Origin of the sequence: Nostoc sp., assembly GCF_036917815.1 — a bacterium.
Lineage (GTDB): Bacteria > Cyanobacteriota > Cyanobacteriia > Cyanobacteriales > Nostocaceae > Nostoc.
Window position 1 is genome coordinate 1 of record NZ_JBALEK010000084.1, and the last position, 25,973, is coordinate 25,973.

General features: G+C 43.0%; 21 protein-coding genes. 14 read left to right on the forward strand and 7 right to left on the reverse strand.

Annotation, left to right across the window (positions count from 1 at the left end):
- Nucleotides 1-200: 200 nt before the first annotated feature.
- A complete protein-coding gene (gene metH, locus V7K97_RS25110; RefSeq protein WP_334803700.1) occupies nt 201-3,731 on the reverse strand; it encodes a methionine synthase in 3,531 nt (1,176 codons plus the stop codon).
- A gap of 168 nt (nt 3,732-3,899) precedes the next feature.
- Between metH and V7K97_RS25115 the strand changes: the two genes are divergently transcribed.
- The 3 genes from V7K97_RS25115 to V7K97_RS25125 all read left to right on the forward strand — a co-directional run bounded on the left by V7K97_RS25115 (nt 3,900) and on the right by V7K97_RS25125 (nt 5,231).
- Complete coding sequence (locus V7K97_RS25115) at nt 3,900-4,145, forward strand: hypothetical protein (protein WP_334803701.1); 246 nt, start codon at nt 3,900-3,902, stop codon at nt 4,143-4,145.
- Nucleotides 4,146-4,306: 161 nt separating this feature from the next.
- Nucleotides 4,307-4,777: a hypothetical protein gene (locus V7K97_RS25120; RefSeq protein ID WP_334803702.1), complete on the forward strand. Its 471-nt coding sequence runs from the start codon at nt 4,307-4,309 to the stop codon at nt 4,775-4,777.
- A 31-nt stretch (nt 4,778-4,808) separates the two neighbouring features.
- Nucleotides 4,809-5,231, forward strand: a complete 423-nt coding sequence (locus V7K97_RS25125; RefSeq protein WP_334803703.1) for a DUF488 domain-containing protein — start codon at nt 4,809-4,811, stop codon at nt 5,229-5,231.
- 49 nt (nt 5,232-5,280) lie between these two features.
- Here V7K97_RS25125 and V7K97_RS25130 read toward each other — a convergent pair whose 3' ends face one another.
- The gene (locus V7K97_RS25130; RefSeq protein ID WP_334803704.1) at nt 5,281-5,406 is read right to left on the reverse strand and encodes a hypothetical protein; all 126 of its coding nucleotides are present in this window, start codon (nt 5,404-5,406) and stop codon (nt 5,281-5,283) included.
- Nucleotides 5,407-5,756: 350 nt separating this feature from the next.
- Here V7K97_RS25130 and V7K97_RS25135 point away from each other — a divergent pair, with 350 nt between their 5' ends.
- From V7K97_RS25135 to V7K97_RS25145, 3 genes are all read left to right on the forward strand, one after another.
- Complete coding sequence (locus V7K97_RS25135) at nt 5,757-6,296, forward strand: leucine-rich repeat domain-containing protein (protein ID WP_334803705.1); 540 nt, start codon at nt 5,757-5,759, stop codon at nt 6,294-6,296.
- A gap of 270 nt (nt 6,297-6,566) precedes the next feature.
- A complete protein-coding gene (locus V7K97_RS25140; protein WP_334803706.1) occupies nt 6,567-7,445 on the forward strand; it encodes an N-acetylmuramoyl-L-alanine amidase in 879 nt (292 codons plus the stop codon).
- A 378-nt stretch (nt 7,446-7,823) separates the two neighbouring features.
- Nucleotides 7,824-9,083 carry an FAD-dependent hydroxylase gene (locus tag V7K97_RS25145; RefSeq protein ID WP_334803707.1) on the forward strand — a complete coding sequence of 420 codons (1,260 nt, stop codon included), beginning with the start codon at nt 7,824-7,826 and terminating at the stop codon, nt 9,081-9,083.
- 414 nt (nt 9,084-9,497) lie between these two features.
- Here the strand turns inward: V7K97_RS25145 and V7K97_RS25150 are convergent, their stop codons facing one another.
- Entirely contained in the window at nt 9,498-11,252 is a 1,755-nt protein-coding gene (locus V7K97_RS25150) for an N-acetylmuramoyl-L-alanine amidase (protein ID WP_334803708.1), read from the reverse strand.
- Between the two features lie 84 nt (nt 11,253-11,336).
- Here V7K97_RS25150 and V7K97_RS25155 point away from each other — a divergent pair, with 84 nt between their 5' ends.
- The 3 genes from V7K97_RS25155 to V7K97_RS25165 all read left to right on the forward strand — a co-directional run bounded on the left by V7K97_RS25155 (nt 11,337) and on the right by V7K97_RS25165 (nt 14,237).
- Nucleotides 11,337-12,974 (forward strand): CTP synthase, encoded by a 1,638-nt coding sequence (locus tag V7K97_RS25155; protein WP_334803709.1) that lies wholly within the window; start codon nt 11,337-11,339, stop codon nt 12,972-12,974.
- Nucleotides 12,975-13,214: 240 nt separating this feature from the next.
- On the forward strand, nt 13,215-13,637 hold the full coding sequence (locus V7K97_RS25160) for a hypothetical protein (RefSeq protein WP_179067442.1): 423 nt from the start codon (nt 13,215-13,217) through the stop codon (nt 13,635-13,637).
- Between the two features lie 36 nt (nt 13,638-13,673).
- Entirely contained in the window at nt 13,674-14,237 is a 564-nt protein-coding gene (locus V7K97_RS25165; protein WP_334803710.1) for a Uma2 family endonuclease, read from the forward strand.
- 335 nt (nt 14,238-14,572) lie between these two features.
- Here V7K97_RS25165 and V7K97_RS25170 read toward each other — a convergent pair whose 3' ends face one another.
- The 4 genes from V7K97_RS25170 to V7K97_RS25185 all read right to left on the reverse strand — a co-directional run bounded on the left by V7K97_RS25170 (nt 14,573) and on the right by V7K97_RS25185 (nt 17,499).
- Nucleotides 14,573-15,232: a type I restriction endonuclease subunit R gene (locus V7K97_RS25170; protein ID WP_334803711.1), complete on the reverse strand. Its 660-nt coding sequence runs from the start codon at nt 15,230-15,232 to the stop codon at nt 14,573-14,575.
- Between the two features lie 3 nt (nt 15,233-15,235).
- On the reverse strand, nt 15,236-16,138 hold the full coding sequence (locus V7K97_RS25175) for an ROK family protein (RefSeq protein WP_334803712.1): 903 nt from the start codon (nt 16,136-16,138) through the stop codon (nt 15,236-15,238).
- Between the two features lie 140 nt (nt 16,139-16,278).
- Complete coding sequence (locus tag V7K97_RS25180; protein ID WP_334803713.1) at nt 16,279-16,473, reverse strand: hypothetical protein; 195 nt, start codon at nt 16,471-16,473, stop codon at nt 16,279-16,281.
- Between the two features lie 129 nt (nt 16,474-16,602).
- Nucleotides 16,603-17,499, reverse strand: a complete 897-nt coding sequence (locus V7K97_RS25185; RefSeq protein ID WP_334803714.1) for an ABC transporter permease — start codon at nt 17,497-17,499, stop codon at nt 16,603-16,605.
- Between the two features lie 316 nt (nt 17,500-17,815).
- On the opposite strand from V7K97_RS25185, the gene V7K97_RS25190 reads away from it, so the two are divergent.
- From V7K97_RS25190 to V7K97_RS25210, 5 genes are all read left to right on the forward strand, one after another.
- On the forward strand, nt 17,816-18,094 hold the full coding sequence (locus V7K97_RS25190) for a hypothetical protein (RefSeq protein WP_334803715.1): 279 nt from the start codon (nt 17,816-17,818) through the stop codon (nt 18,092-18,094).
- Nucleotides 18,095-18,677: 583 nt separating this feature from the next.
- Nucleotides 18,678-18,863 (forward strand): hypothetical protein, encoded by a 186-nt coding sequence (locus V7K97_RS25195; protein ID WP_334803716.1) that lies wholly within the window; start codon nt 18,678-18,680, stop codon nt 18,861-18,863.
- 1,333 nt (nt 18,864-20,196) lie between these two features.
- Nucleotides 20,197-21,318, forward strand: a complete 1,122-nt coding sequence (locus V7K97_RS25200) for a response regulator (protein ID WP_334803717.1) — start codon at nt 20,197-20,199, stop codon at nt 21,316-21,318.
- 1,121 nt (nt 21,319-22,439) lie between these two features.
- The gene (locus tag V7K97_RS25205) at nt 22,440-24,434 is read left to right on the forward strand and encodes a serine/threonine phosphatase (protein ID WP_334803718.1); all 1,995 of its coding nucleotides are present in this window, start codon (nt 22,440-22,442) and stop codon (nt 24,432-24,434) included.
- A gap of 133 nt (nt 24,435-24,567) precedes the next feature.
- Entirely contained in the window at nt 24,568-25,845 is a 1,278-nt protein-coding gene (locus tag V7K97_RS25210; RefSeq protein ID WP_334803719.1) for a protein kinase domain-containing protein, read from the forward strand.
- Nucleotides 25,846-25,973 lie beyond the last annotated feature (128 nt).

Sequence of the window (25,973 nt, forward strand, 5' to 3'; positions counted from 1 at the left end):
CGGCGGAATGGTTATGCTTCCATCACAACTGCCCAAAGATTTATCTCTCATGATATTGACAAACTTCTTGCTCTTATGGAATGAATCAGCCCTGCCTTAAAAAGGGGGGCAAAAGCCATTCAAAGTCCCCCTTTTTAAGGGGGATTTAGGGGGATCTTCCAGGGCCAAATATCACTTATACCAAGGGCATTGGGTTGATTTTACGCGCTAAAGTATTTCGCTAACGGGTGATAGGTAATAATGGCAGTGGTAGACTGTTCTGGATAAAGTTGTTCACTTTCATCCATATACAAGTTAATCCTGTCAGTCTGCAATAACTCCAGTTGCTTGTACTGATCCTGAATATTTGGACAAGCCGGATAACCAAAACTATACCGTGAGCCACGATAGCGTTGTGCCAATATATCCCGAATATTATCCGGTTCCTCAGCAGCAAAGCCTAACTCCCGGCGAATTCTGGCGTGTGTCCACTCAGCGATCGCCTCTGCAACCTGTACTGCCATCCCGTGGAAATACAGATAATCAGTGTATTGATTCGCAGCAAACAGCTTTTGGGCAAACTCTGTGGCAATTTCACCCACAGTCACCGCTTGCATTGGGAACACATCAATAATTCCCGTCTCCTTTGGTGCAAAGAAATCTGCTATGCACAGCCGCCTTAAAGACTTCTGTCTAGGAAACTCGAAAGTTGCAACCTGTTGTGAGTGGTTTTCTGAGTTATATATATGTAGAGAATTCCCCTCAGCTTGACAGGGGAAATACCCGTAAATCACTTGGGGATGTAACAGCTTCTCCTCAATAATTCGCTGTTTCCAAGTTTCTAAAACTGGGTGAACTTTCTCAGCTAAGAAAGCCTGATATTCTTCCTTAGATTGTTCCTTTGGTTTGCGGAATTGCCACTGTCCAGCAATCAAAGCTTGTAAATCCAAGTGCCAGAATATTTCCTCGATGGGAATATCACTAGGCTGCAATAACTGCGTTCCCCAAAAAGGCGGCGTAGGACGTTCAATATCTATCGCCACAGCATCAGAACGTCTGGTATCTACTTCTTTTGGTTCACCAGATGTTGTTTTCTCATCAGTTGTAGTTACTGATTCTTTGTTACCATTCGTGGAAACTTCAGCCGTTTCGACCTCATTTAAAAATCCTTGCAAATCTTGCCAGTTATCAGCAGCTTTTGCTGGCATTAATTTATCCATGAAGTGCAAGTCAGAAAAGGCATCTTTGCCATAAACAACTTTACCTTTATAGGCTTTTTGGCAATCTTCATAGACAAACTTGGGAGTCAGCGCCGCACCACCTAATATCACAGGGACACTAATTCCCTTTTCGTTGAATACCTCCAAATTCTCTTTCATGAAGGCGGTGGATTTCACCAGCAAACCACTCATGGCAATACAATCAGGTTTGTACTGTTCGTAAGCGTTGATGATATTTTCTACTGGCTGTTTAATTCCCAGGTTAATCACCTTGTAACCATTGTTGGACAAGATAATATCCACCAAGTTTTTACCAATATCGTGGACATCCCCTTTCACTGTGGCAATGATAAAGGTTCCCTTGGCATTGTTGCCTGATTCAGATTTTTCCATGAACGGTTCTAGAAATGCCACCGCCGCTTTCATGGTTTCCGCAGATTGCAAAACGAAGGGTAGTTGCATTTGTCCAGAACCGAACAATTCCCCGACAACTTTCATCCCATCTAGCAGGAAGGTGTTGATAATTTGCAAGGGGGGATGTTCTTCTAAGGCTTTTTTCAGATGTTCTTCTAAGCCAATGCGTTCGCCGTCGATGATATGGCGTTTGAGACGTTCTGGGATGGGGAGACTTTCATCTAAGGAGCGATCGCGCTTAGTTGTTACCCCAGCAAATACTGTGGTAAGCTCTCCCAAAGGATCGTAAACGCAGACGTTACCCTCAAACTTCCGCTCATCATAAATCAACTGCCGACAAATTTCTTGATGGCGGGCGTCAATCTTAGAGAGGGGTAAAATTTTGTTAGCGCTGACAATGGCTGCATCCATTCCCGCCGTCGTCGCTTCGTGCAAAAACACCGAGTTCAGCACCATCCGCGAGGCTGGATTCAAACCAAAGGAAATATTGGAAACACCCAAAATTACATGACATCCAGGCAATCCTTCACGAATGCGCCGGATAGATTCAATGGTAGCTTTACCGTTTTCTCGGTCTTCTTCAATCCCGGTGGAAATTGGTAACGCGAGGGTATCAAAGAATATTTCTGTGGGTGGTATGCCATATTCTACAGCTTGACGGTATGCACGTTGGGCGATCGCAAACTTTTTGTCTGCTGTCCGCGCCATCCCATCTTCATCGATAGTACCGATGATTACACCAGCACCGTATTTCTTCGCTAACTCCAGCACCTTTAAAAAGCGCGGTTCCCCATCTTCGTAGTTGGTGGAGTTCAGCAAACACTTACCACCGGCAACCTTTAAACCTGCCTCCATTTTTTCCCATTCGGTGGAGTCAAGCATTAACGGCAGTGTGACATTATTTACAATGCGCGAAACTAATTCGTGCATATCCCGCACACCATCACGTCCCACATAATCCACGTTGACATCGAGGATATGTGCGCCTTCTTTGACTTGTTCTCTCGCCATTGAAACGAGTCCATCCCAATCTTCCGCATTTAGCAAATCGCGGCACTTCTTGGAACCACTGGCGTTCAGACGTTCGCCAACAATCAAGAAGGAATTATCTTGGTCGTAAGGCTGAGTGGTGTAAATTGATGCTGCTGCCGCTTCTAAGCTAGGTTGTCTAACTTTTGGCTTCAGGTCTTTAGCAAGTTCTGCCAATTGTTGAATGTGTTCTGGACGCGTCCCACAGCAACCCCCGATCACTTGGACACCCAAATCTTCAACAAAATGCATCAATGACATCCGTAATTCCAACGGTGTCAGGCGGTAGTGCGCTTGACCGCCGACGTTTTCAGGTAAACCCGCGTTGGGAATACAGGAAACGATGAAAGGTGAATGTTCTGCCAGATACTTGATATGTGGTTTCATCAAGTCTGGGCCAGTGGCGCAGTTTAGACCGAGAATGTCAATTGGATAAGGTGCCAAAATTGTCAGCACAGCGCTGATTTCGGAACCAACCAACATTGTCCCCATGCTTTCCATTGTCACAGACACCATCAACGGTCTGCGATCGCCCTTCTTAACAAACACCTCTTCAATTCCATTCAGCGCCGCCTTAATTTGCAGCACATCTTGGCAAGTTTCCACCAGAAATAAATCGACACCACCATCCCATAGCGCCTCTGCTTGTTCAGCAAAAGTAGCTTTCATGGTGTCAAAGTCAATATGTCCCAAAGTAGGAAGTTTCGTTGTGGGGCCGATAGAACCTGCCACAAACCGGGGTTTTTCTGGCGTGGAAAATTCCGCAGCTACACGCTTCGCCAATTCTGCGGCTGTCCTGCTGAGGTAGTAAGCTTGGTCTGCCAAGTCATATTCTGCCAGCACCAGAGACGTACTGCCAAAGGTATCGGTTTCAATGACATCAGCACCAGCAGCGAGAAAGTCTCGGTGAACCTTAGCGACAGCTTCGGGTTTCGTGTGGACTAAGTATTCGTTACAACCTTCATACTGTGCGCCGCCGAAGTCTTCAGCAGTCAGGTTTTGGGTTTGTAAATTGGTTCCCATCGCCCCGTCGAAAACAAGGACTGGGCTATCTGGACTACGCAGGCGTTCAAGGAAAGGATGAGTCATATTTTCCTAGAAGAATTTGGGTCAGTCGTATAATATTCGACTTACTTTATTATTTTCCCAAATTTTGAGAGTTTCGGCAGTATATAATGGAAAATTTTGATACCATACTGAAAGTAATAATGTGTCTATAATATCACTTAGTTAGCTAATTCATATAGAGGTTGTTGTATGGAAAGAAGGAAAATTTTAATTGCAACTAAAACATACCCTTCAATTAGCACCAAATATCAAGAAACAGTCTGTACAGCAGGAGTTTTGTTAGACGATGATGAAAAACCAGTTCAGTGGATTCGCATTTATCCAATTCGGTTTCGTCAATTAGATTTTGATAAACGTTATCCAAGATGGTCAATTATAAGTGCTAAAATAGTAGGACTTACGCAAACAAGAGCTAAAACCCCGATTTTTAGGTAGGGGCAATTCATGAATTGCCCCTACAGCGTGTAGTTTTGCGTAAGTCCTAAATAGAAAGAAATGACAAAGATTATAGAGGAGAAAGTTTTCGTATAGATGATTCTTCAATAGAAGTAATACGAAAAATTGATACTCGCAAAAACTGGGAAGAGCGAAAAGCCTTGGTTCTGCCGCTAGAATTCAAATCTATTCGGGAGATTAAAGAACAAGGTAAGTCTCTCGGTATTATCAAACCACAAACTATAAAAAAATACTTCTGCAACGAGACAGAACGAGAATGGAACCCAAAACAACAAGGAATCTTGGATCAACTAGACTTGTTTGAGCCTTCAGTACAGTTAGATAAAATCCCTTACAATTTTGGTTACGAGTTTATTTCTCAAGATGGAGATAAGCATCGTTGTACAATAAGCGATTGGGAAATTCAACAACTTTATAGAAATTGTAGAGATAGATCAAATGAAACAAGTATGGAGAATAAAGAAAAGGAGGCTTTAGAAAAAGTACGCCAGAAACTAGAGGACGAGTTTTTAACCAAAAAAGATTTATACTTTATCATGGGGAACCTAAAAAGTCACAAAAATAGCTTTATGATTATTGGGATATTTTACCCACCATTAATAAAAATATAATATTGAAACTTGATTGTTCCAGGAATTAAAAATGAGAGTTAAAGATATTGCTAAAACAAGATGTATACTTACTTTTGGATATGGCAATCGCAAAGACTACGATGCCTTCTTGGAATACCTGCAAAAGTTTGATGTTGAATGTGTTGTTGATGTCAGAATGGTTCCTCGTGCTTGGAGTCGTAAATGGTACGGCGATAAAATTAAAATATTCTGTGAATTAAATAATATTGAATATATTTCTAAAACCGCTTTAGGTAACACATCTGGTAAAGAAAATTGGATTCCAGTAAATCAAGAAGAAGCAGATATAGCTCTACATGAAATTGCACAAATTGCTCAAACGGGTAATGTTTTACTGTTGTGTGCTGAAATGAACCCGAATCGCTGTCATCGGAAAGAAGTTGCTCATTGCTTGGGAAACTTGGTATCAATGCCTGTTAAGCATTTAGAGTAGTAAACTATAATTTTTCAATACTTAGGGAAGAGTGTTTACTAGACCTCATCTAAGAAGGGATGATCGCCTGTAGCTTTGGTAGTGCGATCGCAATTATAAAGCGATCGTAGTCGTAGTGGCGTGGCAAGGCTAAAATGTTGCAAAAAAATTGTAGGTTGGGTGGAGGCTTTGCCAAAGCCAACGTCCTGATATATGTTGGGTTGCGCTCCGCTCCACCCAACCTGCGTTTAATGCACTATTTTAAGCTTGACACGCCAGTAGGATGTGTTAGCGCGAAAGCGTAACGCACCTTTTATACTCGTGAATGAGTCTTTGAACTCCGTGAATGAGTCTTTTAGCTCCGTTAACGAGTGAGTGTTATTGCCAGGCGATCGCCTACGGCAAGTATTGCGTCCTAAGCACCCTGCAAATTTAAATATTACAGCCCTTTCTACGCAGATAGAACACATTAATCTAGCCTCACTCCCCATAACCTGCGATGCACTAAGCTGGTAAATATCGCTACAAAGTTGGTGAGGTTTGCTGATGACAAACGAAGAACTGTTGCAAATTATTGAACGAGCTGCCAGCGAAAAAGCAACGGTGCTATCCCTCCATAACAAGAGACTCAGCAGCCTGCCGCCAGAAATCTGCCAACTCTCCAATTTGACTGAGCTATACCTCTGTGACAATCAACTGTGCAGCCTGCCACCAGAAATCAGCCATCTCTCCAATTTGACAAGGCTATACCTCTGTGACAATCAACTGTGCAGCCTGCCGCCAGAAATCAGCCATCTCTCCAATTTGACTGAGCTATACCTCTCTGAAAATCAACTGTGCAGCCTGCCACCAGAAATCTGCCAACTCTCGAACTTGACTTATCTATGGCTCGATAACAATCAACTGTGTAGTCTGCCGCCAGAAATCAGCCAACTCTCCTATTTGACTGAGCTAGACCTCTCTCACAATCAACTGTCCAGTCTGCCGCTAGAAATCAGCGAACTCCCCTACTTGTTTGACCTAGACCTCTCTCACAATCCACAATTAAGCTCGCAATTTTTGAGCTGGGAACGCAGGCCATTTTGAACTATCTTCGAGCCAGGTTAGAAACTAAACAATAATATCTTTCTAAGCTGCTAGTAGTTGGTGAAGGGGGTGTAGGTAAAACATCCTTATTAAATGGTTCGTAACAGCACTATTGCAGAAATTATAAAGGTATATTTGACTAGAATTAAGGTATTATAGCGATACTGTTTGGATACCATTTACGGTAGGGGTTTACAGAAGTGCGCCTCTACAAGGGACACGCCAGTTTAGCTATAAATTAATATCTACCGTTTTACGGGTATTAGAAAAATGAGGTTTAAAGACTGGGCGACTAGGGTGCTACTAATCTCGCTAATGTTCATGGCTTTAGTTGTAGTGCTGCTAATTGGACGAGCAACAAAATTACAACATAATCCGACAACATCCCAGATATCCAATCCACGGGTTATGGCCTTCAGTCAATATCCACAGGTGCAATTCCAATCAGCGAAAGAGCCAGAGAATAAATTTCAAAATGTTATCAAGTCCCCAGTCAAGATTAACAAGTCTGTAGCAAGGTATGTAACCACTCAAGCTTTTACACACTACAGACCTAGTTATCAAGTTGCTTCAGTTGACCCCAGTAACTATGGTGAACGGTACACCCAAGATGTTAACGGCATTCCTGTCAACAATCAACCAATTATCGTCCTCCATGAAACTGGTTATTCTGCTTCCAGTGCCGTTAATTTTTTTCAAGAAGCCCATAACGATGAAGGTGTGCAGGCAAGTTATCACGCTTTAATCAAGCTAGACGGGGTAGTGGTTTATCTAGTACCGCCAGAAAAACGGGCTTTTGGTGCAGCTAACTCGGTGTTTGATGGTTCCGAGGGAGTGGAAACTGTGCAGACTAATCCGCATTTGCCGGCGTCGGTGAATAATTTTGCTTATCACGTTTCTTTGGAAACACCGCCAGATAGTTATGACAGTAGCAGCGAACAAACCCATAGCGGCTACACGGAAGCTCAATATCATTCTCTCGCTTGGTTAATTGCTCAAAGTCAAGTTCCAGACCATCGCATTACTACGCACCATTTAGTAGACCGTTCTGGTAAAAAAGTTGACCCGATAAATTTTGATGGGAATAAATTTCTGAGCTTACTTAATACTTATCGTCAGGTTAGACCAATTTATCGAGTTAGCAAATAATTTAGGGTTTATGCACTTCCCCCATCCCTCTTAAAAAGCTGGCTCTAGAAATTCTGACTTTTCACGGGATCTGGAAAACCTCTCTCTAAATCTCTCTTCCTTTTAGGAGAGAGACTTGGAATTTTTCCCCAAGGCTAGCTCTTAAGGGGGTTAGGTCAATCGTTAGCTTTTCCACATAACGTGAAAAGTAAGCTAGAAATTCCCTGGTTAAAAAGGCTACGGTGTACAAACAAGTGGGATGGTGCGTTAGCCTACGGCATAACACACCCTACAAAACTAATCCCCAGTCCCCTTTACCTGTTGTTTAGCTTTTAAGGTTGCTCAAGGAGGCGCGATCGCGTCAAAATAAGAGTTAAGACGCTGTAACCTAACTTAACAATGACCCCAACGCAGCTTGAACAAATTCTTTCCCCTCAATCAACACCGCCAAATGAGCGGGGATATGAATATGATTTGGTAATTGTCGGTGGTGGGATTATTGGGTTAACTCTAGCCTCTGCTTTAAAAGATTCTGGCTTGAGTGTCTTGCTAATTGAGGCGAAAGTAGCATCGGCGGCGGTAGCTAAGGGACAAGCCTATGCAGTTCACAAACTTTCGTCACTAATTTATGAAGGCATTGGCGTTTGGGACAAAATGTTGCCTCAAATCGCCAAGTATTGCCGAGTTCGTCTTTCGGATGCCGATTATCCCAATGTGGTGGAATTTACCACAGACGATATAAATACAGCAGAGTTGGGTTATGTGGCGGAACACCAAGCGCTGTTGCAGCCGTTGCAAGATTTTGTCCAAGATTGCCCAAATGTGACTTATCTGTGTCCGGCGGAAGTGGTAAATACGCAATACCAGCAGAATATAGTTGCCATAGAGATAAAAGTTGCCGATCAGCTAAGGACAGTTCGTAGCAAATTAGTTGTAGCAGCAGATGGATCGCGATCGCCAATTCGTCAAGCGGCTGGAATCAAAACTTCTGGCTGGAAATATTGGCAGTCTTGCATCGTGGCATTTGTCAAACCAGAAAAACCTCACAATAACACCGCTTACGAAAGATTTTGGTCTAGTGGACCCTTTGCGATTTTACCTCTACCGGGGAACCGTTGCCGCATTGTCTGGACAGCGCCCCACGAAGAAGCAAAAGCTTTGTGTGCTTTAAACGATCAGCAATTTTTGGCAGAACTAAGCCGCCGCTATGGCGATCAGATGGGGAAATTGGAATTACTAGGCGATCGCTTTGTTTTTCAGGTACAACTCATGCAAAGCGATCGCTACGTTCTCCCGCGACTAGCATTAATAGGTGATGCGGCGCACAATTGCCATCCCGTCGGCGGACAAGGTTTAAATCTCGGTATTCGGGATGCAGCAGCTTTGGCGCAAGTAATTCAAGCAGCCCATAAAACGGGTAAAGATATTGGTGATATTGAGATTCTCAAAGGTTATGAACGCTGGCGCAAGCTAGAAAACCTGACGATTTTAGGTTTCACCGATTTGTTAGATCGGATGTTTTCTAATAATTTCTTCCCTGTGGTAGTGATTCGTCGCCTGGGTTTATGGTTTTTGCAGCGAGTACCTATATTAAAGGTATTCATGCTGAAATTGATGATTGGCTTGAAAGGGCGGACTCCAGAATTGGCAAAACGATAAACCCCTTTGAGAAATTCAAATTTGATTTCGTTCAAATCACCAGACTCAGAACCCCAACTTCTCTAAGAAGTTGGGGTTCTGCTTATTTACCAATGATATCAAGTCGGGATAATTAGTTATGATTCCCACAGTCATTGCACCCCCAATACGCTTGGGTTAAGGCTCAAACTTTTTGGGAAGGTTAATTTTTTTAACGTAGACGCTTCTCTACGAGACGCTACGCGAACGGCTTCCCGCAGGGTACCGCAGAGGCACAGAGAACGCAGAGAGAAGGAGGAAATGCTTAACTGAACTGTATTGATTGCACCCCTCCCCGCCGGCTCTTAGGGGAGACAAAGCACAGCTTTGGCGGGGTGGGGTTCTTCGGGTTTAGTAAGTATTCAAGCGGACATGATATGATTTAAAACTCCAAATTTATTTAACGCTCCCCAGCCACTCAGTAATCCCTTGAGCGATCGCATCGGCTATCTTCTTCTGTTCTCGTGGGTTCACCATCTGCTCAAATTCATCGGGATTGCTCATAAAACCCAATTCCAGTAACACCGATGGCGCAGCTGTTGGGCGTGTCAGCGCCAGGTTATCCCAAAATACACCATAAGAAGGTCTACCGAGTTTTTTGACTACATAGTTGTGTAAAAACATGGCAAGGTTATGAGCTTGGGGTTGATACCAAAATGCGCCGAATCCCTTGGTTTTTTCGGCATCGCCATCATCGGGTAGGGAGTTGTGGTGTATGGAAAGTGCGATCGCAGGTTCTTCTCGACTAATAATTGCTTGACGTTCTGCTAGAGAAAGTTCGCGATCGTCCTCCCGCGTCATCACCACCGTTGCTCCTCGCTTCATCAAATCGTCGCGCAGCAACTTAGATACCACCAAATTCACATCTTTTTCTAAATATCCAGTTGGGCCACTGGCACCAGTTTCTTTACCGCCATGCCCTGGATCTAGTACAATTTTGAAATTAGCTAAAGGTTTGCGTCTTGTGTTCCCAATTTTAGGCGGATGACGCAAAGCTAAAACCAGGGTTGTACCGTCGTATCTCAGCTTATATCCCCACTGTTGAGCTTTTTTGAGTTTAAAGGTGTATTTTACTTGTCCTGGAGCTTCCTGTTGCCAGTCTAGGCGATCAATTAGGGGGTCATCATCCAGGCGAATAATGTCTGTTTGGGCAGTGGTGTTGTAGAGAGTAAGAGCGATCGCTTGCTCACTTTGTTGCACGCTCACAGATACGGAAACTTCTAAAGGGAAAACTATCTCTGTGGCACTAGGGAGTTGACGGTATCCGACACTGCGAATTATTGTCTGTGGCGGAACGGCACCAGGTAGAATGCGGGTTTCTTTACTATTAATCCAAGCGCCATAGTCTAGGCGCAACCATTCACCTTCCCTACCTGTAACTGTTGTGCGTGTACCTTTGGGCAATGGTGTGAGTCGAGAATAATCGGTACTAGGGCCAGTGCGGGCTACACCTGCGTCTACCAACACCTCAACAACTGGTAACTCTGCTCTGGAGAGGATTTGAACTTTACCAGATCCTGGTTGAGTGATTGTCTTGCCATTGAGCGTCAGTTGAAACTGGGGTTGTCCCAGATCGGCAGCTGTTGCCCCGGTGGTGCAACCTTTGTAATTGCCTACGCTAGACTGGGCATGAGGCTGATTTTGCCCTGTCAAAGCTGCAAAATTATTTGGTAATTCTGCCTGTTCGGGTTGGGGTGAAAGCACAACAGTTTGATTAGCTAGGTTAACAGAGACATTGGCATTGGGGGGTGCTAACGCACTAAAACAAATGAGTTCTCCCGGTAGTCTGGCAATGTCAACTGCGGGAGTCAGGGAATCTTTAGCAAAGGCTACCCCCTGTGGTAGCTCAGGGCTAGTGGTAAGCCTTGTCACTTCAATCTTGAGTTCTTGATTGTGGTAACGCACAGTAAAAAGATTCTCCCCCAACTGCAAGGGGAAACTAGGGGAAAAATGACCAGCTTTGCTGCGGGTAATTGGCTTACTATTGATCAAAACCTGACCATCTGGTGGTGCAGTGCCCAGAAAGAAGATTTTTTGGGCACTTGTCTGGTAGTTTGTCTGGGGAAAAATAACTATAAGAGATGGCTGTGCCAATGCTATTGAGGAGGAGAGAATAAAGCCTAATATTACTAGTCCTAGAAGGTTTTTCACAGCAAATCACAGAAGATTACACCACAATAACTGTGGCACAATGACGGGATGTATTTTTAGAAGTTGTTAGAAATTCAAACTACTATGACTAAGTTTATCTTTGTTACTGGAGGCGTAGTTTCCAGTATTGGTAAAGGCATTGTAGCAGCAAGTCTAGGGCGTTTGCTCAAGTCGCGAGAATATTCGGTGTCGATTCTCAAACTCGATCCTTATATTAATATCGATCCTGGCACCATGAGTCCCTTTCAGCATGGGGAAGTATTCGTTACCCAGGATGGGGCGGAGACAGATTTGGACTTGGGGCATTACGAACGCTTTACCGATACCTCGATGTCGCGCTTGAACTGTGTTACTACTGGCTCAATTTACCAGGCAGTCATCAATAAAGAGCGGCGCGGAGACTACAATGGCGGTACTGTACAGGTAATTCCTCATATTACCAATGAAATTAAAGACCGGATTCTGCGAGTTGCTAAAAGTACAAACCCCTCTGTAGTAATTACAGAAATCGGCGGCACGGTGGGAGATATTGAATCACTACCGTTTTTGGAAGCAATTCGCCAGTTTCGTAAAGAGGTGGGACGGCAGAATGTGCTGTATATGCACGTAACGCTGGTACCGTGGATTGCTTCTGCGGGTGAGATGAAAACTAAGCCGACACAACATTCAGTTAAAGAACTGAGATCCATTGGCATTCAACCAGATATTTTAGTTTGTCGCAGCGATCGCCCCTTACCAAATGGATTAAAGCAAAAATTGTCGGGATTTTGCGATGTGCCCGAAGAATGCGTCATCACTTCCCAAGATGCCAAAAGTATCTATGAAGTACCGCTAAATCTGGAACGGGAAGGAATGGCAGAACAAGTGCTGAACTTGCTGCAAATGGAACAACGTAAACCAGATTTGACGCAGTGGAAAACCCTGGTACAACGGTTACATAGTCCCAAGCACGAGGTAGAAATTGCCATCGTTGGGAAATATGTACAGTTAAGTGATGCCTACCTATCGGTAGTGGAAGCGCTGAACCATGCGGCAATCTCCACCTACGGCAAACTGCGTCTGCGTTGGATCAACTCAGAAGATTTGGAAGGTGAAGCAGCCGAAAATTATCTTGAGGGTGTCGATGGCATAGTTGTGCCAGGAGGTTTCGGGGTTCGGGGGGTGGATGGCAAAATTGCCGCCATTCGATACGCGCGCGATCGCCAAATCCCCTTTTTGGGTTTATGCCTGGGTATGCAATGTTCTGTAATTGAGTGGGCGCGGCACGTAGGGGGATTAACAGGTGCCAACAGTGCTGAATTTGACCCCTATACAACCGATCCGGTAATTAATTTATTGCCAGGACAGCAGGAAGTAGTGGATTTAGGGGGTACAATGCGCTTAGGACTATACCCTTGTCGTGTTCTCCCTGATACTTTAGCTTTTAAGCTTTATCAAGAAGATGTGATTTATGAACGACATCGACATCGATATGAGTTCAACAATGATTACCGCGATCTGTTGTTAAAGTCCGGCTATGTGATCAGTGGTACTTCTCCTGATGGACGCTTAGTTGAAATTGTGGAATTACCCAAGCACCCATTCTTTCTTGCTTGTCAATTTCATCCAGAATTTCAATCGCGCCCCAGTACCCCTCATCCCTTATTTAAAGGATTCATTCAAACAGCGATCGCTCTTTCTCTTTCCACATCTGGTACACCAACACCATTGGAGGTGTCTTAATAATTCCAAATGACGCTCGTGACGCTCGATGACTCGCTAACGCTCTTAGCGTCTCTCTTTCTCCCAAAGGGAGAGGCTAACGCCTGCCGTAGGATGCCCGTTCGCGTGGTATTTCCTTTAGGAGAAGGGCTGTAGGGAGAAGACTCGCTAACAAAATTAATTGCAACATTAACTTAAGGTTTCAGTAGATTTGAACATCCAGGGTGCATCATTCGTAAATTTCGGACTTGAGGAGATGTTGTGGCGTACTGGGTGAAAATCCTTTACGAGAGGAAAGAATATGTAGTGAATTTTGAGCGTGTCCATGCTTTTTGTTATGAACTCAATGGCAGGGTTACTTTTTGGCTACCCGATAGCGCTATTCCCATAGTGATTAACCCGCAAAGTAACTTGGAAGATTATCAAAAGATTTTCGATTATTTAGAATGTGTGACAGGATTAGAATTAGATCACGCCCACTGGGTGAGAATAATTTACGAAAAAAATGAATATGTAATTAATCTCAACTGCATCAGTTCCTTTTGTCATGAACCGAATGGTAGGATAACTTTTTGGTTGCCAGATGGCACTATCCCCATCATCATCAACCCTGTGAGTAATCCTGAATCTTATGAAAAAGTTGTGAAATACGTTAAGAAAGCAACAGGATATTCTTTATCTTAGTATTAATTGTTAACGTGAGGCACGAGGAAAGATTCCATGAATACTGTTGTGCTTAATCTAGAACCCATTGCTCATTTAACCGATGAGCAATTTTATCAATTATGCGTTGCCAATAGCGATTTAAGCCTGGAAATGAATGCCACAGGAGAGTTAATAATTATGCCACCAGTAGGAGGAGAAAGTGGAAATCAAGAAGCTGGACTAATCACTGATTTAGAAATCTGGAATCGTCAAGCTAAATTAGGCAAAGTTTTTAGTTCTTCAACTATATTTATACTTCCAAATGGTGCAAAACGTTCCCCTGATGCGGCTTGGGTAAAGTTGGAACGGTGGGAAGCTTTAACACTAGAACAGCGAAAAAAATTTCCGCCACTTGTACCCGATTTTGCAATTGAACTTCGTTCCGAGACAGATCGCCTTGCACCTATCCAAGCGAAAATGCAGGAATACATCGAAAATGGTTTGCGTTTAGGTTGGCTAATTAATCCTCAAGATAACCAAGTGCAAATTTACCGACTTTTGAAAGCTGTAGAAGTTATGCAAATGCCGGCGATTCTTTCTGGAGAAGATATATTACCTGGATTTGAGTTGCAAGTATAGGTAGGTGATAAGCCTGATGGCATGACTTTGCCTAAGCAAGTTGGCAAGAAAATTTCAATATAATATATGTAAACAAATATAAATTAACGTCGGGTGTGTTAGCACAGCGTAACGCACTATCCATAATTTCAGGTGCGTTACGCTTTCAGCTAACGCACCCTACAATTAAAATTTCTCAACATAGTTATAAATATTCCCACTTATAGCGGTTTCCACTCAGATGCAGTACAAAATTATATCGCAAAGTGTAGGGGCAATTCATGAATTGCCCCTACGGGTGTACCTCACGTGAACGAGAACCGCTATACCTACTTACTGCATTGTCAACAATTTGGTTATTCAGGGGATAAAGGCACAATTAATTCTCCAAGGCGCTTCAAAATACTGAGTACTTGATGTAGTTCTGAATCACGTTCAATTGATAGCGCATAAGATCCGGCATACCAAGAATGTTCTTGTTGAATCAATTTGACAAAAACAAATTCCCTTCCGTTGATTAGTAAACCAAAAGTCGGTTGTGTAGGATTTGGACAATCAAGCATATAAGCAAGTGATTGAGGTAGGGCTGTCATCACATCAAATTTACTACTTTTAGATTCGATGACAAGTACCCAAAAACTTTTTTGGATGACAAAAACATCAATATTTCCTTTAACGAGAAAGCTTTCGTCTTTAGCAGAAATCTCCACAGAAGTCTCGGTTTCAATCTCAAAAGGAGGTTGATAAAACCCAGCTAAATCGAGTAAAGGAGATAGCACTACCATCTTTACCGCCTCTTCTGACATTAGACGGTGCTTATTCAAGTTTAAATAGTTGCTTTTGACTCGCGCGTAGGCGTAGCCCGTCGTAGACATCGCTTCCTGTTCATCATCAGTCAGAGTTGGTAAATTTTCAGTCCATTCTGGAAAGAAATTAATGTCTGGGGAAAGTTGCAAACTAAATTTTTCTTCTAATTCGTAAAGACTGATATCTCTAGCTGGGATGGTTTGAACCATAATCTAAAATCCCGAATAGTGTTGCAATGCCAACTTTGCTGCACCTACTATCCCTGCAAAATTGCCTAACTCGGCTGGCAATATTTGTAAACCCGCTCGTGATAAAGGCTGCACTCGCTTCTGAATTTCTGCCTTCACACCTGGTAAGAAAAACTCAAAGCTGCCACTGATACCGCCACCAATGACGATCGCTTGCGGTGTGAGTACATAAATCAAACTCGTCAAGCCAATTCCTAAATAACTACCATATTCTTGCCAAAAAGTCAATGCTGCGGCATCTCCTTGTTGGGCAAGAAAACCCAATTCGGCGGGTTCCTTGAGAGTGCGGCGGCGAATTGCAGTCGCACAGGCATATTGTTCCAAAGAGCCGTGATTGCCACTATTACAAATTGGCCCATCAGGATTTAATGAAATTAAACCCAATTCTCCGGCGGCTCCTTGATGTCCAACAAATAGTTTGCCATCAAGCATAATTGCGCCACCAACCCCAGTACCTAAAGTTAGCAGAATCAGATTTTGAAAATGGCGACCGGCTCCCAGCCAAGCTTCTCCCAAAAGAGCGCAATTAGCATCATTAGCGATCGCAGTGGGTTTACCAGTTTTAGCTTCTAACCAGTCTGCTAAAGGTACATCGAGCCATCCAGGTAAGTTAATGGCGATTTTGGCAATGCGTCCTGCTGCATCAGATGGGCCAGGAGTCCCAACACCAATCGCAACAGCTTGATTATCTGGATCAATTTGCGCGATCGCATCTACTATCACCGTCAGCACATCCTCTGGTGTCGTCGGTTGGGGAGAAGCCACAGTCAAAGATAAGAGACAAGTACCATCAGCTGCAAAGCGCCCCAGCTTAATCGCTGTTCCCCCCACATCAATGCCAATTACTTGAATTTTGTCATTTGTCATTTGTCATTTGTCATTGGGCACTTGTACTGAGCGCAGTCGTTGGCGCAGCCTAAGAAGAGAAGTATGGGGCATTGGTAATTGGTGAACAGTTATCACCCATTCTTGATCATCGAGTTTAAAATCAACAATTCGTCAGGGTTTTAGGATTTTGCACGAAAAAATGCTGAGTTTTCCGTCTTATTGGGTGTGAGTCGTAAATCAGCAACAGTCGTGGTACGAAAACTCGATCGCTCCTGCCAAGCTGTAATTGGCGCACCTCGTAAAATACCAGCAAGAGCAACGGAAAGGATAAACCCGCCAGTAGCGGCAGCAATTAACGTTAGATTATCTTTCATACAAATCTCTCTATTGTTTATTTGTCCTTTGTCATTTGTCTAAAACTAATGACCAATGACCATTGTTTATTTGTCCTTTGCCATTTGTCCTTTGTCTAAAACTAATGACCAATGACCAATGACTAATGACTACTTTTGGATTCTATTTTCTCTCCGTAAACGGGGATTGACAAATTCATTTAACCCCTCACCAAGTAGTGATAACCCTACTACCATAAATGTCATCGTTAAACCAGGGAAAAGCGTAGTCCACCAAATGCCAGTAGGCAGAGCTTCTAAGGCTTGTTTTAAATCATGTCCCCATTCTGCCACTTCTTCGGGAAGTCCTAGCCCCAAAAAGCCCAAACCGCCTAACACCAAAATCGCATCAGCAGCGTTGAGTGTGAATAGAACGGGTACGCTTTGAATGACGTTGAAAAACAGATAACGAGAAAGCACAACCCAAGTAGAAGCGCCCATTGCTTGAGCAGCTTCGATGAACACTTCCGTTTTCACGCTGACGGTGTGGTTGCGAACAACGCGGTAATATTGGGGGATGTAGGCAATGCTAATAGCGATCGCTGCATTTAATATTCCACGCCCCACCACAAAGGCCAGTGTCACAGACAGCAGTAGCCCTGGTAGAGTGTAGATGCTATCCATAATAAACAGCAACACTTTATCTAACTTACCGCCGAGATAACCACTCAGCATCCCCAAAGGCACACCGATAATCATACTCAGCGCCGTTGCTAAAATCACTACCTGCAAAGCAGCTTGAGCGCCGAACAATGTCCGGGAAAACACATCATAACCCAGACGACTAGTACCAAACCAATGTTTAGCTGAGGGTGGCTCGTGAATTGGATTAGAGAGAAAATCTTTGGGGTTTTGCAGCCATCCCCAAGCCTGGAATACGGGAGCGAAGAATGCCAGGAAGATGAAAAATAGGGTAATGGCCAACCCGATGAGCATGAGTTTTTGGGAAAGATTGAGACTGTTGCCAAACTGTAAAAATGTCGGTAGCCGCCGTTTTGTAATGGCCATGTGCGATCGCCTGGAGCAAAGCTTGATACGCTGACCATTTTACATATTTAGATAGGGGATTGCATAAAAGTCCGACTGCTTCACGGTAGATACAAAGCTAGACTGAGTTAGAGGTGAAATTATGCCTTATTTTTGCCAGAGCTTTCAACTATTATTCAGAGTCCGACAATGATCGTGGTAATCTTTATCAACGAATCAGTCATCTTGATGATACAGCCTTTGATTTTTTTGACGCACTTTCAGTATTTTAACTGTTGTCTTAGCTGTTAATACTTACTTAATATGTAGCACAATATTTCTCATTATCTTAGCGATTGTGAAACCTCTTCTACAGACTTACTTAGAACAAGAAATCTGGATACTGATAAGAGATAAATGGTATTTCGCCACAATTATCGGAGTTTGGGATGATGTGTTGTGCTTTAAACATAGGACTTACAATAAAGATACAGAGGAGGATACTTTCTGGGAAATGGTTGTGAAAATCAGTGAAGTAATTGCTATTGATAAAGTTAGGTCTATTATTAGTAGAAAACCAGATATGCTGATTTCACGGCTACTAGAAACTGAGCAAGGTACAAGCGATCATCATTAAGATGTATCGGCTCAATAAGTAGGGGTAGCAGAGGAAAAGAAGTGAAGCGAGGTACACACAGTGTCATAAAATAGGACAGATGACGCAAAAGCTTATTCCCTTTGCTTGGTCATCGATGCCAGGATAACTCACTACCCCGAAGTATTGAGCGGATACAGAAATTCTTTGCGTCTTTTTGCTACATATATCTTATGGGTTAAAATAATTAGTCATTGGTAATGATGCCCTCTACAAGACGCTGCGCTATTATCTTTTACTGTATATTTTTAGCCTTCCCGGACATCCAAACAAATAAATATTTATGAAAATTGTCTGGAAGATGATATTGATTAGTTTTCATGTTTACTTTACTGATTTATCATGAAGTTTATATATTTCTGCTAACTTTTTTTGAAAATTATAGTAACCTGAATTTTAGTGAGTACTTTACTTGTTATCTACCATCTAGCTTAAAGTAGCTATTTTGCAGGTATGTACTACTAATCAACAATTTCGCTGTAAGTTCTTGAATTTGTCGCCTCAAATTGTGCAGGGTGACTATTTAGTTAGCCCCACATAACATTAGAAACCGTTTCCAGTACTTATGAAGAGATTCCCTTCTGCTGAACTGGTCGTCTGTGCATCTCACCACACACCATCATGGCGACAATTATCAGCTAACTCATCCTTGGCCGGAGGTTTACCGAACAGAATTCAGGAGTTAGGAGTCAGAAGTCAGTCTGACTTTTCACGTTATGTGGAAAAGTCCACGAAAAACCTAACCCCCTAACCCCCTTCCCTAGGAGGGAAGGGGGAAAATTCAAAGTCTCTGACGCCACGTGCAACAAGAGTGGCTCGCCGCCCAACGCAGTGGCTCCTCCTTAAAGGAAGAGAGAAATAGAAGTGAGGTTTTCCAGATGCCGTGAAAAGTCAGGTCCCAGATTTAGGGCGCTCATGTTGCCCACCCCACAAGATGGATAATTTATTTCTTGTCAGTCCCTAAGACCCCTATCAAATTTTCAATTTGGTGGTGCAACAATTCAGTCGCGGGTCTGAATCCCCTACTGCAAGTCCGCGTACTCTTACAGAGAAGCAAGCTACGCGTAGCGTCTCGTAGAGAGGATTCTGACCGGAGCAACGGAAACGTCTCCCTCCGCTCCTGAATTCTTCTTCAACTCATATTGTGAAAGTGATAATTTTGCCCAATCCCAACACTAAGAGTTGCTCTAGATTCAATACGGTTCATTTAACGTTTTAATCTTTTGAAGATTCCCCCAACCCAGGCCAGTCACTCACGGGGGAAACCCCCAGAGGCTCTCTACCAGACGAAGGCAGAATACCTGCTGGCTCCCCTTAAAAAGGCTTGCTTATAACCCTCTTTTACCCGCTTAAAAAGTGTGTCACCACAGGTGGGGGGGATCTTACTTAACCTTAACCGAACCATATTGGCTCTACAATCACAAACCTAAGTAAGACATTAAGCTTTTTGAATGCTTAGTTTTTAATCATACTTTTTCTCTTGATGAAGTTTCCTTCAAGAATAAACTTCTTAGAAAAGTACCCGACGACTTTCGTCACGGCTACAAAAACATAGTTAGTTAGCGCAGAATTAATGCCTAAAAGCCTTGCTTATGAGCCATTTACGTCTACATTACAGGAGATTTTGATGGCTCCAGACTTCAACATTACCGGCAAAAAAGTTTTGCAAGAGAACTAAAGTATCTGCAATTTTAGGCGGCAAAATACGTATAACAATGATGCTTTTGTGACTGATGGGCGAGAGCCAATAGTCTATGCGTCGCACTTGAGTTACTGTTAGATTGGCTAGATTAGCGAAAGATACAGAAAACCAATCTAATTTTTGAAATACTATATCCTGGCAACTAGTCGGGCAATTTTGCTATTGGGAAATAGCATGAATTGGTTTAGTTGTAACTCGTGGATTGTAGTTTAACAGAGATTGGTGAATTAAGAGTTGGGGGGTGTGGAATCTCTGTACTAACTCAAATGTGACCGCTATATTTATCTAACAGTGCTTCCAACAAAGTCGCGGTGAATTCCGAAAAGGTAATTCACTAATTTTGCCTGCAAACAAATATTAATTTTATTCCATAGCGATCGCAATGAAGACACTTCCAATTAGTAGATACAGATTTTTTCAAAAGCTCCAGCCCCTATCTTTGTTGAAAAAAATCACTGGTAAGTCTGTTACTGGTTGTTTGCAGGTGTTTAGCACGTCCGGCTCTTGGTCAATATATATGGACGAAGGTAAACTAATTTATGCCTGCTACTCAGAGAAAATGTTTGAGCCGCTTTACAGAAATTTGCAACGCTTGAGTCAGCAAATTTCTACTCTCCCTAACGGAATCAAAGAACAGTTGCGGGCAATATTTGAAACTGGTATTGAAAATCAGGCAATACCGAACCCAGATTATCTGGCTATTTGTTGGTTAGTCAATCAGAAATATATCAGTCCTTCTCAAGCGGCGATATTGATAGAGCAATTGGCGTTAGAAGTTCTGGAGTCATTTCTGAACTTAGAAGAGGGGAGTTATGAATTTATTCCTGAAAGCTTTCTGGATGATATGCCAAAGTTTTGTCATCTAAATGTCCGCTTACTAGTTGAAAGATGTCAAATGCCTCGAGGCGTTGGCGTTAGCGTCTCTGAAAGAGAAGCCTCTCGTAGAGAAGCGGCTTATCGTCAGACATCGCCAAGTTCTCAATCGCATCCCTCGCAATTGTTCCAAATAAATGAACTACAACCTAAAGCCAAAACTACACCAAAGCTGCCTAGTACAAATGGCTATAAACCAGCAGCCTACCCTATCAATACTAATGATCATAGGGGTCAGCGAATCATTCAACCGCCTGCTGACAAAAAAATCTACACAATCTTTTGTATTGATGACAATCCTACGATATTGAATGCTATTAAAAGTTATTTAGATGAGCAAACATTTTCTGTTATTGGAGTCACTGATTCTTTAAAAGCCTTAATGCAGATTGTTCGCATAAAACCTGACATAATTTTGTTGGATATTTCGATGCCTAATTTAGATGGATATGAACTCTGCTCTTTGCTACGTAAACACTCATATTTTAAAAATACACCTGTGATTATGGTGTCAGAAAAAGTAGGATTTATAGATAGGGCTAAAGCTAAGATGGTTAGAGCATCAGGCTATTTAACTAAGCCTTTTACACAAGGAGATTTACTAAAAGTTATTTTTCAACATATTGTTTAATTGATTTATATAAAAAACAACTCCACTTAACCAACATATTATTTTGGAGGTTTGAGGTTAAGTATTACTTGGATCGCTACTATTCTAGTTATAGAAGATTGTCTGAGTTAATTGAACAGAACTTACGCAAACAATAGCTAAAACCCTGATTTTTAGGTAGGGGCAATTCATGAATTACCCCTGAGCGCGTGTAGTTTTGCGTAAGTCCTATTGAAATTAATTAGTCGCTATAAATAATCTTAGAAAAAAAGCCAAATGCGATTGTTACTGATGTCGTAAAAATCAGACAAACCATCGCTTGTGGGCAAAAAAGCAAGGTGCTGATGCCTACATAATTAAGCCATACAAGTAAGTCGGTGAGAAAAATTCAATGTATATGAAGAAATATAAATTAGCTGTAGGGTGTGTTATGCCTTATAGCAACGCACCTGAGATTGTTGACGGTGCGGCGCTTGGCGACAACACACCCTACATGAAAATTCCTTAACATAGCTGGAAATATTAGCACCGACTTACTTACGCCTGAGCAGCTATTGAGTGTCATTCAATCCCTTGAGGCATAAACCTAAAAATTAGTTTGTACACTATGGCACAATACGCTTGGGTTAATGCTAAAACTCTTTGTTAAAGTCAATTTTTTAACGTAGACGCGTTGACAAAGCCTCTTCTCATATCTTGCACCTAGCCCTGGCGATTAGAAATCGCGGCTATACAAACTCTCGTCCGCCTACGCGGACTAATGCAAAATCAATAATTTTTCTTACCCTACTACTCCCTACTCCCTATTTATAAGGAATTAGCTGCCAATATAGGATTCCTATTTGATTTTTGAACAAAATTAGGTACTGTAGGGTGCGTTAGGATGAAATCCGTAACGCACCATTCGTAAGGATTTAGTGCGTTACGCTGTCGCTAACACACCCTACGTATCTATTTATAAGGAATTAGTTGCCAATATATTAAATATTGATCTAATATGCGTCACAATTAATACTGCCACCAAAATTCATTGATAAACTACAATCTCTTGTAGGTCTACTGTAGTCAGGGGCAGCCAATTGTGGCACCTTGGATCTTAGTGGCTAGAAGCACCTTGGAACGGGAATAAAGGAACTTCCACTATGCTGATTTGCCCTCAGTGTAAATTTGAAAACCCCAATAGCAACAAATTCTGTCAAAAATGTGGCACGTCCCTGACTCACAAAGTCTGTCCTGAATGCAGTACCGATGATGTGCCTGTGAATGCACTAAGTTGTCATAACTGTGGCATGGAATGTGGAACAGTGTTTTGGGCAATTATTGCCAAGGATACGACTGGGGAAACTTTGGGAGATGTGGGAGTAGAGGGGGATATCGGAGATGAGGGAGATGAGGGAGCAATATCTTCCTTATCTCCTTTACCCCTTAGTTCTCAGATTGCATTAGGCTCCTATTTAGACTCCGAAGAGCGCTATCAATTGTTAGATCCGCTACCTGCCCAAACAGAAACTGCAATCGTTACTGATGTAGGTGTGAGAGTTTTAGACTGCCAGCCGTATCAAATATCACCCATTGACGCAATACTAGCAAGTCAGGAATCAGATTTGCTAACGCCATCAGTGGAAGAAAGTGGAATTCCTCGCATTGCTAAACTTTATATTGCCTTACAATCCGAAGGTCAACGAGAGATACCGCCGATTCACGATGCATGGCAGCAGGGTGATATGCAGGTAGTAATAATCGAAGACCGTTCAAATTGGCAGCATTTACTCGAACTGTGGCAAGAAGAAACAACTAGTTCGTTAAAAATTTTACACTGGTGTTATGAAATGACCCAACTTTGGGCATTACTGGAACCAATAAATTGTCGTCAAAGCCTTTTAGATTTGTCGAATTTGCGATTGGATGAAGACCAAACGCTGGCGTTACAAAGGTTGTATGTGGAATCATCGAATTGTCAGCCTGCCACTGAGTCGCCAGAAGATGCCCAAGCCCAAATATCTGCTATTCCAGAGGAGCCGTTAACTATTCAAGCTTTGGGGCGGGTTTGGCAAGGGCTATTTAGACAGTCTCAACGCACTCAATTTGGCTCTGTAGTCCAGATGTTGGGGGATTTAGAGGTAGGTAAGATTGAGACGATCGCCCAATTGCGATCGCGTTTGGAGGAAATCTCTATTGAACTAGAAGCGCTAGTAACCGCAACTTTGCCCCCAATCAAGGAGATAAATACTGCTGTGCCCATTATCCCGCCATCAGATGAGCCAGAAGATATCATCAGCTTTGCTAATGATATGCCAACTGTTGTACTAGCTATGCAGTTAAGTAGCTTGGAAGATGCAGGACGCACAGATGTAGGTCGTCAACGTCATCATAACGAAGACTACTTTGGCATTGAAACCAAAATCCATAAACTGGAGTTGCCCAAAAGTCGAGTCTTGGAAGGGTATGGTTTGTATATTCTCTGTGATGGGATGGGTGGACACGCTGGCGGCGAAATCGCCAGTGAGTTAGCAGTCAACACCCTACGGCAATACTTTCAAGAACACTGGATTGCCAACCAATTGCCAACAGAAGAGAGCATTCGTGAAGGAGTGTATTTAGCTAATGAGGCGATTTACAAGCTGAATCAACAAGATGCTCGTTCTGGAGTGGGGCGTATGGGTACAACTTTGGTAATGCTGTTAATTCAAGATACTCAAGCAGCAGTTGCTCATGTGGGAGATAGCCGTCTCTATCGGGTGACGCGCAAGCAGGGATTAGAACAAGTCACAGTAGATCACGAAGTTGGGCAACGGGAAATTAACCGCGGAGTGGAAGCAAGCATAGCTTACGCCCGCCCAGATGCCTACCAACTCACCCAAGCCTTGGGGCCTCGTGATGAAAACTCCATTGATCCCGATGTCGGCTTTTTCGACATCAATGAAGATACCCTTCTGCTGTTGGCATCGGACGGTCTATCAGATAATGATTTACTCGAAACCCATTGGCAAACTCACTTGGAACCCTTACTTAGTTCTGGCGCTAACTTAGAACGGGGTGTTACGGATTTAATTGATTTGGCGAACCAACACAATGGTCATGACAACATTACTGGTATACTAATTCGGGCAAAAGTCCGCCCAAATTTGGAAAGTTGAAAAAAATGGCGTATGGGGAATAGGGCATGGGGAATGGGGCATGAGGATTAAGAAATAATTTTCCTACTCCCTACTCCCTACTCCCCACTCCCCACTCCCCACTCCCTGTTCCTCTTACCTTGTAGGTTGTATTGTGGTTAGTCTGACCCTGTTAGAACCGCAACAGAAAACGCCCCTCCAGCAGTGGTGCTTTGAGAACTCCTCCATAATTCGGATTGGTCGAGGGGCAGATAATCACGTTGTTTTAACTGATAGTTTAGTTTCGCGGCATCATCTAGAACTGAGACAAGTCGGTTCCGCTAACAATGGCGATACTTGGCGGCTGATTAGTCAGGGTACAAATGGGACTTTTCTCAACGGTATCCTTGTAATTCAGAGTCCTTTACCAGATAATTCTCTTTTGCAATTGGCACAGGGAGGCCCAATACTGCAATTCCAAATTCAGGATGTAACAGCACTGGAAACTGGTTTGCAACAAATACCAGGAACAGAAGAAAACGCTGCCGAAACAGTCTACTCAGCCCAAAATAGAGCAAATTTATCCTCCGCTTGCACTCACGAAGGCAACTCTCCGAACAATCTGTTTTGCATCCACTGTGGTCAACCTCTCTCAGTGCAACAGAAGATTCGCCATTATCAGGTGTTGCAAACTCTCGGACAAGGAGGTATGGGTACTACTTATCTCGCTTGGGATGCGACTGGTCAGATTGTGGGTATCTCACAACTGCTGGTTTTAAAGCAAATGAATGCTGATATGGTAAGAATTGCCAAAGCTCAAGAGTTATTTGAGCGAGAGGCGTACACTCTCAAATCCCTTAACCATCCTGGAATTCCCAAGTATTACGACTTCTTTGTAGAAGGCGGGAAAAAATACTTGGCAATGGAACTAATCCACGGACAAGATTTAGAGAAACGTATTTTTACCACTGGGCCAGTGACACCAAATCAAGCGATCGCTTGGATGATCCAAACCTGCGATATTTTAGACTATCTTCATAGCCAAAGCCCTCCACTGATTCACCGCGATATTAAACCCGCCAATTTAATGGTGCGAGGTTCAGTAAATCGCATAGTGGTGCTGGATTTTGGGGCAGTTAAGGAAATTGGCACAGCGCCCGGTACTCGAATTGGTGCAGAAGGTTATTGCGCTCCTGAACAAGAGCGGGGACAACCTTTGACTCAATCTGATTTATATGCAATTGGGCCAACGCTGATTTTTCTGCTCACAGGCGAAAACCCCTTCAAGTATTATCGCCAACGAGGGCGAAACTTCAGGTTTGATGTGGCAAAAGTTCCCACTATTAGTTCCCAATTAAGAGATGTGATTGATCGCGTTACAGAACCATTGCCACGCGATCGCTATCAAACTGCAAAGGAATTAGCTGCGGCGTTATCTGCTTGCAAAGTTTAGGCGGTTCTGGCTTGTGTTCACTACAGCTATGACCTGCTTCAAAATACTTACCTAAACTTAGCCAAAGCTGAGAATAGAGATTTCTTCCTCCTTCATCCAAGGTAGTCGGCTACTTCTTGTCCAGAGGC

Coding starts and splice junctions, on each gene's coding strand:
- metH (WP_334803700.1), bottom strand. CDS start 3,731: ATGACTCATCCTTTCCTTGAACGCCTGCGTAGTCCAGATAGCCCAGTC.
- V7K97_RS25115 (WP_334803701.1), top strand. CDS start 3,900: ATGGAAAGAAGGAAAATTTTAATTGCAACTAAAACATACCCTTCAATT.
- V7K97_RS25125 (WP_334803703.1), top strand. CDS start 4,809: ATGAGAGTTAAAGATATTGCTAAAACAAGATGTATACTTACTTTTGGA.
- V7K97_RS25135 (WP_334803705.1), top strand. CDS start 5,757: ATGACAAACGAAGAACTGTTGCAAATTATTGAACGAGCTGCCAGCGAA.
- V7K97_RS25140 (WP_334803706.1), top strand. CDS start 6,567: ATGAGGTTTAAAGACTGGGCGACTAGGGTGCTACTAATCTCGCTAATG.
- V7K97_RS25145 (WP_334803707.1), top strand. CDS start 7,824: ATGACCCCAACGCAGCTTGAACAAATTCTTTCCCCTCAATCAACACCG.
- V7K97_RS25155 (WP_334803709.1), top strand. CDS start 11,337: ATGACTAAGTTTATCTTTGTTACTGGAGGCGTAGTTTCCAGTATTGGT.
- V7K97_RS25165 (WP_334803710.1), top strand. CDS start 13,674: ATGAATACTGTTGTGCTTAATCTAGAACCCATTGCTCATTTAACCGAT.
- V7K97_RS25170 (WP_334803711.1), bottom strand. CDS start 15,232: ATGGTTCAAACCATCCCAGCTAGAGATATCAGTCTTTACGAATTAGAA.
- V7K97_RS25175 (WP_334803712.1), bottom strand. CDS start 16,138: ATGACAAATGACAAAATTCAAGTAATTGGCATTGATGTGGGGGGAACA.
- V7K97_RS25180 (WP_334803713.1), bottom strand. CDS start 16,473: ATGAAAGATAATCTAACGTTAATTGCTGCCGCTACTGGCGGGTTTATC.
- V7K97_RS25185 (WP_334803714.1), bottom strand. CDS start 17,499: ATGGCCATTACAAAACGGCGGCTACCGACATTTTTACAGTTTGGCAAC.
- V7K97_RS25195 (WP_334803716.1), top strand. CDS start 18,678: ATGAAGAGATTCCCTTCTGCTGAACTGGTCGTCTGTGCATCTCACCAC.
- V7K97_RS25200 (WP_334803717.1), top strand. CDS start 20,197: ATGAAGACACTTCCAATTAGTAGATACAGATTTTTTCAAAAGCTCCAG.
- V7K97_RS25205 (WP_334803718.1), top strand. CDS start 22,440: ATGCTGATTTGCCCTCAGTGTAAATTTGAAAACCCCAATAGCAACAAA.